Genomic DNA, 19,361 nt, shown 5'->3' on the forward strand with positions numbered 1-19,361 from the left:
GTAAGGTTTGTTGCTCACCCACTGAGCCCCATGCCTGTGCTTGCAGTATAACTTGGTGCTTGTCGTCATTTATTGCTATCCCGTTGTAGCCTTGAATTGTGCCTTTCGAGGTGGTCATTTTCGCGCTATCAGGGTCGGTAATATTGCTTTTAATCGGCTTGCCTTTACTGCCTGTTTTTTCTTTGTGTGTGGCGAGAAAGTCTGTGATTTTCTCTGCGCTTTTATCCAATTTTTCTTTTTGCTTTAAGTCTTGTTCAATGAACTCATCGCCCAGTCCATCTTGCGATTGGTGACGCTCAATAATACGTTTGCTTGCACGTTCTAATTTTGCTTTTTTACGCCCTAGCTCATCGAATGTGCCGCTCCATTCCTTGCTCGCATTTGATTTTAATTTACAGCCATCAATCGCAAACATGTTGCGGCCTATCAACCCTTCTTCATCGCATATCATCAGTACTTGCGTAAATAATGGCTCAATCTGTTCATGCATTTTCGCCACGAATCCCGCTATCGATGTGTAATGCGGTTGGATATCACCCGACACACTCATGAACAAAATATTGTTCTCGCAGGCTTTGGCAATACGGCGGCTACTAATTAATCCATGCGCATAACCGAGTAAAATAATCTTTAACATCACCGTGGGCGGATACGCTGCCGCGCCTGTTTTGTCGTTGTTATACCACGCGTCAAAGCCCGACAAGTCGAGTTTATTTTCGACAATATAACAAAGCGCATATTCAAATGTACCCGGCAAAATTTGCTCAGAAAAATTGATAGGAATGAATTTATTTTGGCAGGATAAGTCAGGCTTGTAGTTGGCCATAACAGTTTACCGTGGGTGAATAATATCTATTAGATCACAGTAACCCAGTGGATTCAAGGTTAAAAAGCAATCAAGTCAAATGTGCAGAACCAGTTCCTAAAAAGAGTAATTCTACAGCCACAACGCCGCATTAAGCGGACTAAAATTGTTGGTTATAATGTGTAGCGAAGCGAAACCTAACTAACTGTTTTAGTTCCGTTTAAATGCCTTGTTAAATTTCATTCAACTTGATCAGAGATACGACTTAATAGTTGCTCTTTAGTAACAGTGCCGTGCATTAATCCCGTTGTGTCTTCAAACACATCCATGGAGTGGTTAAGTAAAATTTTAGAGCTTTCAAAAAGTTTGTTCAATGCATGAATATCAATTGTATCTGACCACTCAAAATTCTTATTTTTTTCACGATCGTGTGAATAACGAAAGCTGATAGCAAAATTGTCGATTTTATCTAATTCTTGTATTAATTTAGTAAAATCGTCAATCAGTGATTTATCATCAACAGTTATGTTGAACCTCCCCTTTACCAACTTCCAATGTTCTTTAAAAGCAACACTCAATTTTGTAAGGGTATGAACAGTTTTACCAACCATAGCTCTAGAACCTGAAAATTCATGAAAATATTCCACATTAAATTTCATAACTAGTTCAAGATAGTGTCTCATAGAATAAAGCATTGGTAATGCAATTGTATCTACTGGAGTATTAGAATTATAAAGGATCTCATATGCATTCTGATACTGAGATGCATATGTAAAGTTGCAGTTTGAAGACATGCCCATATGGCTGTATCTTCTTGATTTATCCCAACGAGTATCGTTCATAATTCCTCTGTGCGAGTAGTAAATTTAACAGCTTATAGAACGTCACTTTGGGGGTTTATGACACCCCAAAACGGCGTATATTACATTGCCTCATAATTCCACTAAATAACTACAATGTAAACAGACAACTACGTATGTTATAAAATCGCCGTTGCTAAAATAAACCAAAACGACTTTTAATAATGTTATTGGACAAAATACAAATAACTGTCTATACACGGCTATGTTGTATTTCAGTGTTGGTGAACTATATTTAATATACTGAAACCTAATAACGGTAGGTGCAACATGGCTTCCAAGCAGTTTCAAAATATACTACATCACATTACCAACTTAAATTACGCTCAACTTAAAAAGCTTCGCCACGAAGTTGAATCAAATATTGCCACTAACCAAGTAGGTCAAGCCATTGCCGACCATGAAGAATCAATATCTCATTGCCCCCATTGTGATTCACATAATCTAAATCGTTGGGGAATGACAAAGCAAGGAATTCAGCGCTTTAAGTGTAAATCATGCAACAAAACATTTAATGCACTTGCAGACTCACCACTTTACCGAATGAAAAAGGCTGAGAAGTGGATCGAATATACCAAATTGATGTGGGAAGGCGTATCCCTTAGAAAATCAGCTAAAGCTTTGAATATAACACTTAGAACGTCATTTCGTTGGAGACATATGTTTATTAAAGCCCCTGCCAGCTTTAATCCTTCAGTACTAACGGGTGTTATTGAAGCTGATGAAACATCTTTACCAGAATCTTTTAAAGGTAAGAGGGTTATTAACCGTAAGTCCCGTAAACGTGGTGGTGGAAAAATCGAAAAAGTTCCTATTTTCATTGCTCTTGATCGTAGTGGTGCTATATCTCACAAGGTTTTAGAGCGAAATACAAAAGAAAATATTCAAGCACAATTGAAGCCTTTATTATCATCAGGCTCAGTGCTTTGTACTGATGGAAACTTATCGTATAAAGGTATTGCTAAAGAACTCGATATTGACCATAAACGCTTGATTGGCTTGGATAACCAAAGAGTGGTAGAAGGTATTTACCATATCCAAACACTTAATAATTATATGATGCGCTGGAAGGCATGGTTAAGACGTTTTAATGGCATTGGTACAGACTACATTGAGAATTATTTAAGCTGGTTTAGGTTTATGGAAGATAACACTGAGTATTCAGATCAAACATGGATAAAAGAGGCATTATGATATGAATTTTTAATACCCACACTCAACTACAACACAGCCCTATACACACAGTGCAATTTGGAAGTTGAATATTATTTATGAAATCTCTTTTTCTAAGCATGATTAAAGATCATATGTATAGCAAGCGGTATGCTAAGAGCACTATTGAAGCTTATCTGTTTTGGATAGCTGCCTATATCCGTTTTAATAATATGCAACATTCAAGCTCCATGGAAGATACTGAAACCGAGCAACCTTAAAACTTACCGCTTACCGCTTACCGCTTACCGCTGCTACCTCAAAACACCACCGCTTTTCCGCGCCCTGATGCTTCAGAGCCTGCGTCAAGTTTGCCATCGCGTTCAATAATCACGTGCATATCTCCAAAACGGCGTTCATTGAGTGTATAGCCCATTTTTTCAAGTGCTTTAACAACCTCTGTATCTAAACCTGGGTGATGACGGATCACGTTTTTAGGCCAAAGTTGATGATGAAAACGCGGGCTGTTTACCACTTGTTCCGCACTCATATTGAATTCCACCGCATTTAAAATAGATTCATACACTGAGCTAATAATCGTGGTGCCGCCCGGTGAGCCAGTGACCATTTTTACTTTATTGTCTTTGAGTAAGATGGTTGGCGTCATTGAGCTGAGCATACGCTTATGGGGCTGTATTTCATTGGCTTTGCCGCCGAGCGCGCCAAATACATTCATTACCCCTGGTTTTGCACTAAAGTCGTCCATTTCGTCGTTAAGTAAAAAGCCTGCACCTGCAACCACTACGCCACTGCCGTATCCTAAATTAATCGTGGTGGTATTCGATACTGCATTGCCCCACTTATCAACAATTGAATAGTGTGTGGTTTGTTCGCTTTCGTATAAACCGGGTTGAATGTTTTCAGTCGTTGATATTTTATCTAGCGTTATCGTACTGCTACGCTTTTTAAGGTAATCACTGGCAATTAACGCCGCTTTTGGTACATCAAAAAAGTCGGGATCGCCTAAATACTCTGCCCTATCAGCAAACACGCGTTTGCCTATTTCGGCTAATAAATGAATATACCCTACTGAATTATGCTCCAGCCCTTTCGCAGGTTTTGTTAACTCATACATTTTAAGCCATTGTAAAATAGCGATGCCACCAGAGCTGGGTGGTGGCGAAGTAAGTACTTCATAACCATTCCACGCTGATTTCATAGGGACTCTTGATTTAGCTTGATACGCTTTTAAATCTGCTTGTGTAATAATGCCACCGTGCTCAGACATAAAGTCAGCAATAATTTTTGCTGTTTCACCTTCATAAAACCCTGCTTGGCCTTTATCACGAATACGCTTTAATGTGGCTGCTAGCTCAGGTTGTTTGAAGTTTTTATTCGCCTTAGCACTGGAGAAATAATCAGCAAAGTTAATAGATACCTCTTTTTTAGCCATCCGTGCAATATAACGCTCTATGCTACTAGCAAGCTTTGGATGCACTATAAATCCATGTTCGGCTAGCTTAACTGCTGGCTCAACTAATACGTCCCAATTGAGTGTGCCGTGTTTTTGATGCGCTAACCACATGCCTGCAACACTTCCGGGAACGCCGCTGGCATGGATCCCGTATACTGACTTATTAGTAATGACGTTACCTTGCTTATCTAAGTACATATCTCGGTGAGCTGCGCTGGGTGCTGTTTCGCGGTAATCAATAAAGTCTCCTTTGCCGTCTTTTTGGATCAACATAAAGCCACCGCCGCCGATATTCCCAGCCTCAGGTAAAGTAACGGCTAACACAAACTGCGCTGCAATTGCTGCATCTACAGCATTTCCGCCAAGCTCTAAAATAACACGTGCCGTATCACTGCTATAACTATCTGGCATTGCAACGGCCGCTTGAGCCAGCTTGGTATTATTTGCTAACACGCTCATTTGTAATTGAATAACTACTACACTCAATAGCAGTAAATGCCTAGCACCTAAAAACATAATTAATTCCTTGCTGTATTTATTTTTTAATTATTTTATTAATACACTCTGTGCGTGATACGGTCAAACTACGATTACTCAATCTCAATACTTTTGCGATAGAGTACCGCTGGTAAATCACCATTTTCGTCAGTATGAATGTATTGCTTAATAAACTGCATTCCTAGTTTTTGCATTACTTTAATTGAACCAATATTGTCTTTTAGGGCTGTTGCACTCAATGCGGTGACACCGGCTTGTTTTTCTATGACTTCTGCCACTGCTTTAGCCGCTTCGCTTGCGTATCCTTTTCCCCAGCTTAGTTGCTTAAATCGCCAACCAATTTCTATATCACTAAAATTTGACTCATCTGTAAAAAATCCCATAGGACGTATCAACACCCAGCCTATAAATGTATTAGTGTCAGTAATATTTACTTGCCATAAGCCCCAGCCTTTATCTGGATTAGTGTAGGCTTGCAAGCGAGGGATAAATACCTCTTTAATCATTTGCATTGAGCTTACTTTACCACGCGTGAGGTGGCGCATTACATCTGGATCGCTGTCTAAATCAAATAGTAGCTGAGCATCTCTTTCGCCCATTAATTTAAAATTAAGTCGTGCTGTTTGGGGTATATTCATTTTTCTACCTGTATATTGCTTGTTATTGCGTTGTCATTAATAATGACCGTACCTAAGATAAAAACTCTTAGGCTTCAATCCTTTTATTAGAGAACAAATATGAACAAATTAGCAAGTTTAGTTTTATTAGGTTGTGTAGCATTAACTGGTTGTGAAGATGCTAACGAAGTAAAAAAAGATGCCTCTGAAGCAAAAGCCGACGTTCAAGAAGCGCTCACCGATGCATGGAATGATGTAAAAGAAACCACTAACGAATTTAAAGGTGAATCGCTTGATGAGCTACTTAGTGAGAGTAAAAAGCTAGGCCTAGATATGTATGATGACGGTAAAGAAGTCGCTCTTGATGCATGGTTAGAGAGTAAAGAAGCCGCTGGTGAACTCACTGAGAAAACCAAGCAAAAAGCGCAAGAACTCGCAGCTGAATTACGTGAAGCACGTGAAAAACGCGAGCAAGAGAAAAACAACTAATAACATATTTTCCCTGTGGGCTATGTGTTTATTCACCTAGCCCGTACTGTATTTATGGCATGTACGTTTATTCAGCCGTATTGATCCGTTGTTGTAACTTAACTAAATACTGTTTTTTAGTGATCAACACATCAAGATCCCCTTCAAACGTATACACTTTTTTCATATTAACAAGAGTGAATTTGCCTTTGATCAACGACATTGCACAACTTAAATTTATAAAATTAAAATACAATATAAAACGTTGCAGCGGATCTGTTTCAACTTGGCGTAAACCGAGTTTATTAGCTGTTCGCGGATTAATAATATAACTCGATGCTTTTAAAGTAATGTGTGTTGGCTGATGGTTTTCATACTCGCTTATCAGCGTTAATAGCCCTTCAATGTAGCCTGAAAATACCTGTTTAGTGCGCTGCTGCGCGCTATCTTTTGAATTAAGTACAAAATAGTAATCAAATAAACTTCCGCCATGTAGCACCAAACGTGCATTTTTTACTTTTTCACCAATCAACAAGGGTGAATAATATTTAAGGCTACCCGCTTTAATTCCGCTGGGTATGTCAATAAATGGTGCAAATACAGAAAGGCTGATTGAAACAGCAAATATTGATAAAAATAAAACTGAGAGCATAAAAAACAACCCTGCTAAAACGAGGTTGCCTACAATAAATAACCCCGCTAGTTTTAATTGAAAAGCGTGCTGTTGTTGTCGCGTGAGTAAATAAAACGTATGTTCCATTTTAATGCTGATCCTTATTTTTTTATATCGTCACTATATTCTCTCAATACAATGCCTGTAAATATAAAATAAGCATACGAAAGCTAGGGTGTGTTGACCTTTGTGGATTGAAATTTGTTCAATCTAGGGGCGATTTAATCGCGGCGCGAGGTTTGTAATCGAGTGGGCTCGATAACTGCTCCTGCGTTATTCTACTGGCTCACATCCATGTGAGAATAAGTAAAAATCGAGCAAAGCTTCCGCGTCCTGCTCACACCTCTTACCTACCCTCTATGCAGGTAACAAAGAGTTAATCACCCTTAGGAAGAACCCTTTGGGCAGCGCATGTTTGGCATTTATACTGCGTTATCAACTATTTATGGGGAGCAACCACACACCATAGGCGCTGCCTTGCCTAAATACCAAATAGACTGCTGCAAAATCAATCACGAAAGGTCAACACGCCCTAGATACTTAACATGGCAATTCTATGGATAAACGAAAGTAAAATTTCAATATTATGGTCGTCAATTGTTTGGGGATATGTGATGTTAAAAATGCCACTTTTGCTTTGTAATAAAACAAAAATGACATTTTAGCTAACCAGCGCTTTTAGTGCTTAAATAAAACTTGGTTCGACCAAATTAAATAATCGTTTTACGTGACCTTAGGTGATTAAAAGAGTCTTTTGAATATGCTTCTTTTACATCAATAAGTTGCTGATAACTACCAAGGAAGTACGTTTTTGTTGGGATTGCACTGTCTTTAAAGCTAATAAACGCGCCCTCAGTTCCATTAATTTGTGTCTCTCGGCTTACTTCAATCCAGTCCATTGCTCTATTGATATAATTGTAGACCTCATTATTTTGGCCTTTTTCTTTTAACTCAACCGACTCATTCCACCATGTTTGATATTGAATAGTGTACTGAGATTTTGAATAAGGGAATGCAACGCGGGCGTTTGGCTCTTCTTCGCTTATTTCATCATAGAAAGGACCTGCTATAGCACCGAGCGTAACGTAACTAAACAGGCCTAAATCACTACTCTTCGCATTAATTAAATCTGACGTTAAACTCTGAATTAACTGATCTTTCCCTTCTTTTTTTAGACCACTAATTTTCACAACTTTAGATGTTAATTTATGTGGTGCAGGTGCATCAAAGTCAGGAGTGAATGGCATGCCATCGGTATTCGTTAAATTACCTACGTGCATTTTATTCTTTAGTACATCGTAAAGGGAGTTTCGTGACCAATTACTCATTAATGCACTGTTATAGTTAGCTTTTGTATCTGTACCTTGGTGTACTGGTGTACTATTGCTAAAGTTGTTTGTTACAAATTCTTCTAGTGCCTGCCAACTTCCCTGCCAATAGCCGTACATAGAGCTCGGGTGGCATAACTTTCTAACTTCACTTGTCGCGTGCTCAGCAGCAACTGCATTAATTTTTAAATTAGTGCCGACCAGCATATCGGTACTTGCGTTATTTATAACGTCTTCCCATTGCGATAAAAGCTCAAACGTGGGCAAGAGTTGCGCATGCTCGTCATTAGTATTCCAGTTTATTACAAAGCGATGGATCTCTTCTGGGATCTCAAATGCTTTTACTTTAAAGTTGGTCACTATACCGTAACTTAGGGCGCCGCCACCACGTAATGCCCATAATAAAGCTTGATGGGATTTTTCGTTTACTTCAACAATATCACCGTTACCTAATACAACTGTAGCCCCCACCAGCGACTCACAGCACATCCCTTTGCTACGTGTCCATGGTCCCCAGCCTCCGCCTTGAATAAAACCAGCTAAACCGACTGTTGCGCATGTACCATGAGGTATTGTCAATGGCGGGTTATTATCAGCTAGCTTTGGCACCACCTGAAAAAAACGATAACCTGAGCCTATACTAGCAATATAGTCGCCGTTAACTTTATCAACGTTAAAATCTGTTAATCGGCTCAAATCTAATAAAATCACATCGGTGCCCGTACACTCCCCTTCATGGTCGTGTCCACCAGAACGAACGCGGATCGGTAAGTTCAAGCTAATAGCTTGCTTATATGCCTGTGCTACATTTTTTGTTGATTCACACATTATAATAACAGCAGGATTGAATCGTAAACGAGTATTAAATATAAGGGTTTGCGCTTGATACCCTGTTAACCCTGGAGTTTCAGACACTGATGGGGATGCTTGAGTTAGCAGCTGATCATCTTTAAAATCCAAAGACTTAAGTGCTTGAACCAACCTTAGCGTATTATTCCAATAAGTTGCCATCAGGCTCTGGGCGCTTTTTAGCTGCTCGTGCGGCTGTTGCGAAACTTCATGAACTGTATTTTGGTTATTCATCATATATTTCCTTTATTATCCTTGTGACATAAACACTCGTCACGTTTTTGACCGGTTACTGACTCTGCAAGCGTTTGAATTGCTGGCGCTAAATCATCACGTGCAATATCAACTTTAATGAGGTAAGGCGCTGATGTATTTTCATATAAAATATTAAATGCATCTTGTAGATTTGCCACTGAATTGACATTTAAATATTTAACACCGTAAGCTTGAGCTAACGCTTCATAATCCCAAGAAGGTAATTCATCAAAAGGAGCAAATTTTCCTTCAGGTGTAAATGCGCAAATATCTACAAATGATTGCTCAATAGCATAAACCTCGTTACTCATTACAAATACAGCGGTATTACAGTGATTACGCCTCAGCGTTGAAAGTGTCTGGCACATCATCATAAACCCGCCATCCCCTGCAATTACAATACTACGGTTATCATTTGCAAGTGACACACCTAAAGAGCACCCTGTTTCATGTCCCAGAGATCCCCATGCGGCATCACTGACGAAATGATTTTTTTCTATGCCAATCAATCTTGCAGCCATATAAAGTGATGAGCTTTCACCTAAAATAAGGTTATATCTTTTTAAGGGACTCGATTCATTTAACTCTTGTTGATAAAAAGCAAAGAAGCTTTCGTAACTAATTTGGCAGCACAAATCGCTATGCTTAGTGAGCGGCAGTGCATTGAGGCCAAAATTGTCGGGCTTTGAAAACGTCACGTTAAAGCCTACTGATGAACACAAAAAATGCGCAATCAATTCATTAATGAATACTGCTAGGCTGGTATGAATAAAGTGATCACTGTTACCAACAAGCGCACCATCCATATTGACTCTTATTAGATCAGAGCCTTGATTTGTCAGCATCGTGATGTAGTCATCAGTAAAAATGACCCCAAGCGCTAAAACTGCATCGCATTGCGACACATAATCGAACGTTTCAGGTAATGAGGCTTCGCCTGCATAGGTGCCTACAAATAATTTATGGCTAATTTCGCTTCGCTCGCTGATCACCGATTTAGCCAATGTGCTTGTGGTATAAGGTATATTAAGTAAATGTAAAAGTGACTCTACCTTGTCTTGTAAGCCTAACCTTGCGATCTCTATCCCCAGCATAATTATTGGCTGTTTTGCACTTTCTAGCTTTTGTATGGTCTGTTGTAGTAATGTTTTTTGCATACCTAGGTTAGCTGGTGAATCGGTAATAACCAGCGGTTGCATGGGTGCTTTGCATTCTGCCCCCCAGACATTTTGCCAAGCTTCTAAGTAAATTGGCCTTTTTTCTTTTATTGCACACGCTAATGCTGCATCTATAATAGTTGGAGCCATCTCAGGATCTGACAGTATTTCACTTGCCACGGTCACACTTTCAAATATGACTTGGTTTGAATTATAATTACCCGTTGAGTGATGAAATAATGCGCCTGTATCTGCGATAATTTTTCGATCATCAATTGATGGGCTAGCCGTGATCACCACTACAGGATTTCTTTCTACATAGGCGCCTGCAATTGCGTTTATAACACTTAATGTACCGACTCCATATTGCACCGATACTGCGCCAATTCCTCTGTAACGAGCATAACCTTCGGCCGCATAACCTGCACCTAGCTCCGTTATGTCACCAACCGCATCAATACCATCAAACTTATCAAGTGCGCTCATAAACTCCTGTACATAGTCACCCGGTACTTGAAATATTTTTTCTAGACCTTGCTCTTTTAAGCGCGTTAATAAATAGTCAGCAACCGTAAAATTATTGGTACTCATGGTTAATTCCTTCGTACGCAAATTTCGTTACTTCATTAAGTGTATTACTGCTTGCATTAGGCTGCACTTTTTCACTTTTATCTTTGCAGGTCTTATTGCAATTAACAGGTAGATAATTATGCTTTTGATCTAACCAGCATGGTGTGGGTAAATCAAAAAACTCCTCGAGTGTTGATTCTGCTGTATTTAATGCACCTTCAACCCAGCCTTGTTCGTATGAGTACGCCTCACCAATAATATATATGTTTTCTTTATCAACAGGGTGGCGCATACGACACATAATTTCATCTAAACGATAATTTGCTTTCCACTCATGCCAACCCCCGCCATAAGGGGCGTCTCCCCAATCTTGGTAAATGGCCGAATACGGCATTGCTAATTCTTTTTGCTCATGAAGCGCTTCTATTTGTCTGTGTGCAGCTTCCACCATGCCAGTGGTTATTTGGCATTGGCTTTTAGGGACTATTTCTTGTGGGGTATAACCTTCACATCCATAGCTTGGTGTGTAACCAGAATATAACTCACCAGACTCTAAGCCTTTCCAATAGGGGATAGAGCCAATATCATTATATGACGCCATCAATAACGAATTTGTATTTGGTAAACCGCCTGCTTGGTCGCACTCTGTTCCCATATAATATGTTTGCCTAATTGGTAAGTCGGTCACTGAACGACCTGCAACTAGACCTAAACTTCGCCACCAAGGCTGCTCGTAAGCCATAAACATTTTTAGCGCTTTTTGTATAAGTACTGAGGGGATATTTTCTTTTAACCATGGATCAGCAAAAAATTCAGACTCAATAAGCTCCAATGAACGTCTTGGCATTGCCAAAATTAACCGTTTCGTTTTTACAATTTCCTGATCAGTGACGGTTAAGTCATCAACTGTTTTGCCATATTGATCTGTGCACGTTGATTGAAATATTAATTCATATCGATAATCAGGATCATCCAAATAGTTAATTTTCACTAACCGTTTATTCATTTTCACTTTGTCATCTTCGGCTAAACAGCTTGGTAACGCTTTAAACTGCGCGCACAGTGTTAATGGCAGTGCCTGGAATCCATCAGTAAGAGTGAGAAACTCAGTGTCATCACTGTATTCTGTTGCGGGAAGCTGAGTAACCGCACTTGCATTAGCAACATTAGCATCGTACCCGCCAGCCTCTTTCATAAATAAATAGGCTTCGTTACTTAGTACTCGCTCAAGTAGATTCCAAAAACCATACTTCCAAATCTCTTTGCCAAATACTTTCACTTTCATTTGCTCACACAGACTCATGTCAGCAAAACCAGGACAAATTAAGTTCATCACCTTAACTTGCAAATCCTCAGGGCCAAAGCCGCGTTCAGATGCGTTTAAGTTATAAGGTATTTTATCAGGGCACTGCGCAAAATCTCGGTAACGAAAATATTGACCGCGCAGATAAAAAAGATTATTTTCACTGCCCGCTTTTACATCTTTCAAAGCGGGATCTTTTGAATTAGGATACATGGGTAAAGAAGAACCCATTGGGAAATCTTGCGTTTTCAGGTTCAGATTATTAACTAATGCATTAACCATGACATGATCTGAAGGAATAAAACGCATTCCCCCTAACTCAGCAACTACATTCGGTAACCCGGGCAGTGTTTTACTGTATAAACGTCCCCCTATGCGGTCACTGTATTCAAATAGTGCTATACGTTTTGCTTTGCCTTCATGCTGTTGTAGCCTCCACGCACTGTAAACACCAGACACGCCACCACCAACAATTGCTATATCAAGTTCGTTCTTCATAATTGTTTATTCCTTAACTAAATTAAGCTAAGGCTAGTCAAAAATAATTACGAGTTCTATTACACGCTATTACAAAATGAACTGTGACTATAAATTCACAAAAAAAGGTAAGCCTAAGCTTACCTTTTAATGTTTAAACCAGGTTTTTTTAGTAATTAAAGCTCAAAATCTTTCTTAAACTTAATACCAAATTCACTGCGGTCATTACTGCGCATCACGCCTACAAAACCCGATTGTTGCAGACGACCTACATCGTAAACTTCGTTTAGCACATTTTCGCCGTATAATGTCACTTCCATATCGCCATAAGCATTAAGGTAAGAAATATTAAAACCGACTAACTCACGCGAATCAATTTGCTCACTTTGGTTAAATACTGACTGACCTTGCATATCACTACGGTATGAATAGTTAGCATTAAGTGCAATTGTGCCGCCGTTACTTAAGTCAACAAAGTAAGATGGCGCAACCATTACAGTCCAACGTGGTGTTAATGCCGGTGAATCTCCGATACCAATACCTTGTACGCCAGCATCAACCTCTGTAATTTCAGAATCTAAATAACCAACGGCGCTGCGAATAGTGAAATCATCTGTAATTGCGATAGTTGTTTCAAGCTCAATACCTTGTGCTTTTGAAGCACCTGCATTTTCAACAATTGTTACAAACCCACCACCAGCCGTTGGATCAGAAAATGGTAATGCCAAGTCTGTGTAATCAGTTACAAACACAGCAAGCATCATAGATACATTTTCATGTACCTGCCCTTTTAAACCCAGCTCGTAGTTAATTGCTTTAGTTTCATCAAACGGTACGAATTGATCAGGCCCACCAAATGGACGAGGCGGAAAGCCCCCTGTTTGATAACCTTTTTGAATTTGACCGTATACGTTCATGTTGTTGCTAAGTTGGTAAGATGCGTTTACATCCCATGTTACTGCATCAAAATCAGCGGTTACGTATTTACGCTCAGAAAAACTTGGGAATACCGCATTCGCTGCTTTTTTATCTTTTGAATAACGAAGACCACCACCAATGCTTAAATCATCAGTTAAGTCATAGCTTGCATTTATATACGCTGCATATGAGTTGGTTTCTTGGTTTACGTCAAAGAAGCCGTAGTCTCCAAATGATGCTGATACGCCATCATTTAATAAACCATTCGGAGTATTCCAAGGACTAAATACAAAAGGACCTGAACGTGTAAAGCCATCTTCGTTGAAATAATAAAGGCCAGATACAAAGTCCATGTCCGCAAATGTACCGTTTAATTGAATTTCAAACGAGTATTGATCCGCGCCACCCTCTTCTGGAAATTCTGATAAATTAAGCGCCGTTGCATCATCATCCAAACCGCCGTCATATTCTGACGTACGATAACTTGAAATAAACTTAGCCGAGTAAATATCGTTAATCGCCCAATCAGCACTCAACGATGTACCCCAACCTGAATATGACGTTGATTCAATACCTGCAACAGTTGATGCTAAATCATCTGGATTTGCAGGTAGCATGTCAGCTGTTAATAGTGGGAAGTCGCCATTAAAAGGGTCGCTTGCATCTAATGGTTGTGTTAATTCGATTGTGTAAGGTGATTGGCCCGATTCATTATCAACAGCATCCAATGAGAAAACCATTGAAAAATCACTATTTGCTTGCCATTTTAGTGCAACGCGCCCGCTCGTTTCTTGTTCTTCGCCAATTTCTTTTTCAGGATTGGCTAAATTGATTGCTCTACCTACACCATCACGTTTTTTGTAAGATGCACTGGCAGACATACTCAGCTCATCAGTCAATGCATTATTAAAATACACATCGCCAGCGATGCGCCCACGAGAGCCCACTTTTGCTGTCGTTGTTAAAATACCTTCATCACCGGGCTGTTTTGTAATGATATTTACTGCGCCACCTAATGTATTACGCCCATATAAAGTCCCTTGAGGGCCACGTAACACCTCCACACGCTCAACGTTTGGTAATGACAAGTTAGAACCCATTTGACGCCCTAGGTAAACGCCATCTAGGTATACACCAACACCAGGATCTGTGGTGATGATGTGATCTTGTAAGCCTATGCCACGAATAAAAACAGATGCATGGGCTGCATTACCCACACCATAACGAGTAATATTTAGGTTAGGTACATATTTACCTATGTCTTCAAGATTACTCATATTGGCTTTATCGATAAGATCTTCACCGATTGAAGTCACCGCTGTTGGGGATTCAAAAATACTTTCGGTGCGCTTACGTGCTGTTATTTCGATTTTCTCAAAAGCATCCTGCTTTGCAGTGGTTTTTTCATCTTGAGCATAAGTTGTAGTCGCAAAAGTGGCAATTATTGCTAAGCTTAACTGTGAAAGGTTACGTAATTTCAAAATTCTCTCCAAAGGATACCGTGTGTGTGTTTGCGCTGTTTTAAATATCAGGCACAAAAAAAGATGCTTAAATAAGCATCTTTCCTCTGGAAGGATATTATATGACAGTATTGTGAATTTGTGTATAAATTTAATGTAAGTCGTCACTTTTATTACTTTAGTTAAACATTTCATTAATTATGATAATAAACCATTCGCAAATAGGATTTATAAAACCTAAAAAAAACAAATTACAGATTATTTACCCATTACAAGAACAAAAACAACATACATAAGATAAAATAAAACATAACATTCGATAATTTACCCCTTTCATTCTATAATGTAGTCGAAATCAACATACTAAACACCTAGGACACACATATGAAAAAGCTATCCTTAGCTGTCGCTATCTGCTGCGCGTGCGTAACAAGTTATGCAAACGCTGAAGTTCGCATAAACGGTTTTGCATCAATAGTTGGCGGAAAAACATTAGATAACGATTCAACCTTGTATGAATATGACAATGATATTTCATTCAAAAATGAGAGTGTCTTTGCATTACAGTTATCTGCTGACTTACAAGATAAATTGAGCGCAACAGCACAAATTGTTGCCCGTGGTGAAAATGACTTCAATGCGGAATTTGAATGGGCCTACTTAACTTACGAATTTACCGATGAGCTGCAACTCAGTGCAGGTAAAATGCGTGTGCCTTTTTATCGTTATTCTGACTTTATAGATGTTGGCTATGCATATCGCTGGGTAAGACCACCTCAATCTGTTTACAATATTCCATTTTCAACATACGAAGGCCTTAGCCTGCTGCACACATCACAGCTAGGTGACTGGGACTCAACTCTACAAATTATTTATGGCAGCTTTGATGGTAATATTGGAGTTGTTACTTATAACGATAAAGCTGAGCTAAATGATATAGCAGGCATTAACTGGACTTTATCATATGATTGGTTCAGTGCCCGTGCAGCATACCTTGTTGCTGAAACATCTATTGGCCTAAGTGATCAAGAGCCTACAGGCCAAGCTCTAAATGGCCTTGAGAAAACACTGCGTGATAACGGGTTAGTAACACAAGCAAATGATATTGCGATTTCTGAAGATGATGGAACATTTATCGGTGTTGGTTTTTCAATTGATTATAACGACATACTATTTGACGCTGAATATACTCAACTTGAAGTTGAAAACAGTATATTAGCAAAACAGTCGCAATATTATGCTTCTGTTGGTTATCGTATGGATGAAATTATTGTGTATTTCACCTACGAGAACAATGACGATAAACATGACGCCGCTGATTTTGATAAAATAACTCAAATCCCTGATCTTAATGGCGCTATCAACCAAGCACTTTTGGGCACTAAAGCACAAAGCACTGTTTACACGATAGGCACTCGTTATGATTTCCACCCATCAGCGGCGCTAAAAGTAGATTTTAGCCGTTTTAAAAATGACATTACAGATACTGAAACGGACGTTATTGCCGTTGCTGTAGATTTAGTTTTTTAAGGGGATAAAAATGAAAAAGCTAATTTTAGCGAGCCTAATTTCAACCTGCTCTTTTGTAGCATTTGCTGATGTTGCAGTTATAGTAAACCCAAGTAATAGCAATTCATTAGACAAAAATGAGATAAAAAAAATCTACCTAGGTAAAAGCAAATCATTTGCCGATGGTGTAAAGGTTAACCCCGTAAATCAAAACGGTAACAGTGTTGTTGATGAGTTTAATAACAAGGTTGTTGGCAAATCAAGTAGTCAGCTAAATGCTTATTGGTCTAAGCTTGTTTTTACTGGTAAAGGCACACCGCCAGAGAAACTAGATTCCGATCAAGCAGTTATTGATTTTGTAGTAAGTAACGCCGATTCTATTGGTTATATTGACAGCGCGAAAGTAAGCGATGCTGTAAAAGTAATTGCTACATTTTAAAATATAAGCGTATGTAAAATACCCAAACCACCTCAAGATGCGAGTTTTAGTTGGAATTAAAAGCGATTTAGGCAAGGCATTGACTGCAAGTAATAGTGGTTCTACTATTAAAATCAATTCCTTATAAAAGTAACGCAGTCTAAATCGCTTTAAAACCAACCCGTTGGGCGTTTCATAGGGACTTACTCTCATCGTTGCTGCTTCTTGAGGTGGCTTGGGTATAATACCAGTCAGTTTAACTGACTGGTATTTTTTTAAACGTTTTATTAATCAAGTACTTTTGCGTCATTAGCTTTATTGAGCAAACTGCGACTTTGGGTTAAAAAGTGCGCGGTTGAATCTGAAAAATATTCTTTTGCTTCAGCAAATGAATCTATTAGCCCAACTTTATCACCCGCTTTGAGCTTTTTTAACGTACTCGCAAATGTCTCTTGATACTGTGCAAGTAACGGCGCTACATTATCAAATTGTGCCAACATAATGTCGGAATAAAGCTCTGGTGATTGTGCAAATAAGCGCCCTACCATCATTAACTCTAATTGGTATATTGGTGACGAGCAACTTCGCAATTCTTCAAGTGTATGGCCTTGCTTAGCTAAGAACTGGCCGTAAACAAAGGTGGTTAAATGGCGCATAACTTGAATAATTTGCATAGCTTCATCGTGTTTTTTAGCATCAAGTTCAACTAGCTGACAGCCCCACACTTGCAGCTGAGATAATAATCCTTGCGCAACTTGATGCTCACGCCCTTCACAGACCACCACCGTTTGCTTAACCCAGTGAGAAATATCAGGACCAAACATAGGATGTAAACCCACTACAGGCCCGCCATGTACCTCTTTTAACACACTTAATGGTGCTTGCTTAACCGATGTTATATCAACCAATAAACAATCATTATCAAGTGGTGGTAATGCTCTAACTATCGTTTCTAAGGCGTTTATAGGCACACTGATCATCACCAGTTTTGCGCCTTTTAAAATTTCTTGTGCATTCGTTTGCTGATCTTTATCAAGGATCCTGACTTCATAACCAGAGCGAATAAATTGCTGAGCAAAAAGCTGCCCCATTGCACCTTGACCACCAACAATAACAATAGGTGATAGCTGCGGGGCACTACATGCCAATTTAGCTTGTTGGTTCTGATACGCTTCTCGCATCATACGCCTAAGAATATCTTCAACAAGCTCAGGATTAACGCCTTGCTTTATTGCTTCTTGGCGTCTGGCCGCTAACAAAGAGGCTTCACGCTCTGGTGCATGTAAAGGGGCACCTGTTTGCTGCTTAATTTCACCAATTTTTTGGGTAATACTATTACGCCGAGCAAGCAATGCAACCAGCTGTGTATCGCACTCATCAATACCTATTCTTAACTGGTCTAAATCTTTAATATTCGCCACGCTCTATACACCTCAAAAATGTAATTTTGTATATTTATATTTACATAAAAGTAAACTAATCAATACAATAAATACTAACAGGATCGGTTAACTGTTAAAAGGTTAAATAAAGAAAAGAATGTGATTTGAGTTGGGAGTTGGGAGCTATGAGTTGTAATTTATAAGCTGTCCGGAGTTATCGTCACCGCTTGCTAATCGACTTTAGGCGTTCACCTTAGGGCTTATAACTTTATTTGCCGGATTATCAGTAATTCTACATTACCCAACCGATAAAATAATTAAACATTTTGGACTTATATGAGAATGGTAGCGCCTGATCTCTAATACCAATCGTGTTAAGTTAATGACCATTTATAGCGAAAGATAAGTACAGTGACAACAAGGCAGAAATTTTGACATGGTGTTGTTCTCGGCAATTGCTCCTGCATTGCTCTAGCTCCTGCATTGCTCTAGCTCCTGCATCCATGCAGTCGTATATGAAAAATTACTAACGCAGTTAGCGCTTTATTTAGTCCGCCAAAATGGTTAAATAATGAACTACCCCGCGCCAAGGCTTTTCGCTTAGGCTCAAATTCGCTTCGCGAAGAGGGGTATCTTAATTAGTCTAAGGTAAAAAACCTTTACGCCGCAAGCGACGGGGAATAAACCCGAAGAGATTTAAGCCGATTGGTATAATATCTAACTTATTCTTTGTCACTAAAAAACCAAAACGGGTTGCAACCCGAAGGCTGCAACCCGTTTTTTTGCGTTGATAAACAGCGCGTATTAGTTAAGCTTTTCTCTAATACGTGCAGATTTACCAGAACGCTCACGTAGATAGTAAAGTTTCGCACGGCGAACTGCACCGCGACGCTTAACTGTTACGCTATCGATAAGAGGGCTGTGCGTTTGGAATACACGCTCAACACCTTCACCGTTCGAGATTTTACGAACTGTGAATGCTGAGTGAAGACCACGATTACGCTTAGCGATTACAACACCTTCAAAGGCCTGTAGACGCTCTTTAGCACCTTCTTTTACTTTTACCTGTACAACCACTGTATCACCAGGGCCAAATGCAGGTACGTCTGTTTTAAGCTGCTCATCTTCAAGCGCTTTAATAATATTTTGGTTTACTTTTGCCATTATGTTTCTCACTTTCCTAGGTGT

16 protein-coding genes are annotated in these 19,361 nt (G+C 39.3%); 5 read left to right on the top strand and 11 right to left on the bottom strand.

Annotated elements, in window-relative coordinates; all coding sequences use genetic code 11:
* Positions 1 to 826, bottom strand: an 826-nt coding sequence (locus HH219_RS19520) for a transposase (protein WP_169328392.1), incomplete at its 3' end; no start/stop codon positions are given.
* A gap of 218 nt (positions 827 to 1,044) precedes the next feature.
* Positions 1,045 to 1,647 carry a hypothetical protein gene (locus HH219_RS19525; RefSeq protein ID WP_169328393.1) on the bottom strand — a complete coding sequence of 201 codons (603 nt, stop codon included), beginning with the start codon at positions 1,645 to 1,647 and terminating at the stop codon, positions 1,045 to 1,047.
* A gap of 288 nt (positions 1,648 to 1,935) precedes the next feature.
* On the opposite strand from HH219_RS19525, the gene HH219_RS19530 reads away from it, so the two are divergent.
* Both HH219_RS19530 and HH219_RS19535 read left to right on the top strand, forming a co-directional pair.
* Positions 1,936 to 2,859, top strand: coding sequence for an IS1595 family transposase (locus HH219_RS19530; RefSeq protein ID WP_054205172.1), 924 nt, complete (start codon positions 1,936 to 1,938; stop codon positions 2,857 to 2,859).
* Between the two features lie 98 nt (positions 2,860 to 2,957).
* On the top strand, positions 2,958 to 3,098 hold the full coding sequence (locus HH219_RS19535; RefSeq protein ID WP_082355613.1) for a phage integrase N-terminal SAM-like domain-containing protein: 141 nt from the start codon (positions 2,958 to 2,960) through the stop codon (positions 3,096 to 3,098).
* Between the two features lie 38 nt (positions 3,099 to 3,136).
* Here the strand turns inward: HH219_RS19535 and ggt are convergent, their stop codons facing one another.
* A complete protein-coding gene (gene ggt, locus HH219_RS19540) occupies positions 3,137 to 4,750 on the bottom strand; it encodes a gamma-glutamyltransferase (protein ID WP_249118564.1) in 1,614 nt (537 codons plus the stop codon).
* Positions 4,751 to 4,881: 131 nt separating this feature from the next.
* The gene (locus tag HH219_RS19545) at positions 4,882 to 5,427 is read right to left on the bottom strand and encodes a GNAT family N-acetyltransferase (protein WP_054453337.1); all 546 of its coding nucleotides are present in this window, start codon (positions 5,425 to 5,427) and stop codon (positions 4,882 to 4,884) included.
* 99 nt (positions 5,428 to 5,526) lie between these two features.
* Here HH219_RS19545 and HH219_RS19550 point away from each other — a divergent pair, with 99 nt between their 5' ends.
* On the top strand, positions 5,527 to 5,895 hold the full coding sequence (locus tag HH219_RS19550; RefSeq protein ID WP_054453335.1) for a hypothetical protein: 369 nt from the start codon (positions 5,527 to 5,529) through the stop codon (positions 5,893 to 5,895).
* Positions 5,896 to 5,962: 67 nt separating this feature from the next.
* On the opposite strand, the gene HH219_RS19555 is transcribed toward HH219_RS19550, so the two are convergent.
* The 5 genes from HH219_RS19555 to HH219_RS19575 form a co-directional block, all read right to left on the bottom strand.
* Positions 5,963 to 6,634, bottom strand: coding sequence for a hypothetical protein (locus HH219_RS19555; protein WP_169328395.1), 672 nt, complete (start codon positions 6,632 to 6,634; stop codon positions 5,963 to 5,965).
* Between the two features lie 623 nt (positions 6,635 to 7,257).
* Positions 7,258 to 8,961, bottom strand: a complete 1,704-nt coding sequence (locus HH219_RS19560) for an FAD-dependent oxidoreductase (RefSeq protein WP_235575713.1) — start codon at positions 8,959 to 8,961, stop codon at positions 7,258 to 7,260.
* A complete protein-coding gene (locus tag HH219_RS19565; protein ID WP_169328396.1) occupies positions 8,958 to 10,727 on the bottom strand; it encodes a thiamine pyrophosphate-binding protein in 1,770 nt (589 codons plus the stop codon). The genes HH219_RS19560 and HH219_RS19565 overlap by 4 nt, the downstream gene beginning before the upstream one ends.
* Positions 10,714 to 12,507, bottom strand: a complete 1,794-nt coding sequence (locus HH219_RS19570) for an FAD-dependent oxidoreductase (protein ID WP_169328397.1) — start codon at positions 12,505 to 12,507, stop codon at positions 10,714 to 10,716. The genes HH219_RS19565 and HH219_RS19570 overlap by 14 nt, the downstream gene beginning before the upstream one ends.
* A 155-nt stretch (positions 12,508 to 12,662) precedes the next feature.
* On the bottom strand, positions 12,663 to 14,885 hold the full coding sequence (locus tag HH219_RS19575) for a TonB-dependent receptor (RefSeq protein WP_054205164.1): 2,223 nt from the start codon (positions 14,883 to 14,885) through the stop codon (positions 12,663 to 12,665).
* 363 nt (positions 14,886 to 15,248) lie between these two features.
* On the opposite strand from HH219_RS19575, the gene HH219_RS19580 reads away from it, so the two are divergent.
* Positions 15,249 to 16,394 carry a porin gene (locus HH219_RS19580; RefSeq protein WP_169328398.1) on the top strand — a complete coding sequence of 382 codons (1,146 nt, stop codon included), beginning with the start codon at positions 15,249 to 15,251 and terminating at the stop codon, positions 16,392 to 16,394.
* Positions 16,395 to 16,404: 10 nt separating this feature from the next.
* Complete coding sequence (locus HH219_RS19585) at positions 16,405 to 16,812, top strand: phosphate ABC transporter substrate-binding protein (RefSeq protein ID WP_054205162.1); 408 nt, start codon at positions 16,405 to 16,407, stop codon at positions 16,810 to 16,812.
* Positions 16,813 to 17,078: 266 nt separating this feature from the next.
* On the opposite strand, the gene tyrA is transcribed toward HH219_RS19585, so the two are convergent.
* Together tyrA and rplS are read right to left on the bottom strand one after the other, a co-directional pair.
* Positions 17,079 to 18,212, bottom strand: a complete 1,134-nt coding sequence (tyrA, locus tag HH219_RS19590) for a bifunctional chorismate mutase/prephenate dehydrogenase (RefSeq protein WP_169328399.1) — start codon at positions 18,210 to 18,212, stop codon at positions 17,079 to 17,081.
* 765 nt (positions 18,213 to 18,977) lie between these two features.
* Positions 18,978 to 19,337, bottom strand: coding sequence for a 50S ribosomal protein L19 (gene rplS / locus HH219_RS19595; protein ID WP_007581406.1), 360 nt, complete (start codon positions 19,335 to 19,337; stop codon positions 18,978 to 18,980).
* Positions 19,338 to 19,361 lie beyond the last annotated feature (24 nt).

Origin of the sequence: Pseudoalteromonas sp. NEC-BIFX-2020_015, from assembly GCF_012952265.1 — a bacterium.
Classification (GTDB): Bacteria; Pseudomonadota; Gammaproteobacteria; order Enterobacterales; family Alteromonadaceae; genus Pseudoalteromonas; species Pseudoalteromonas neustonica.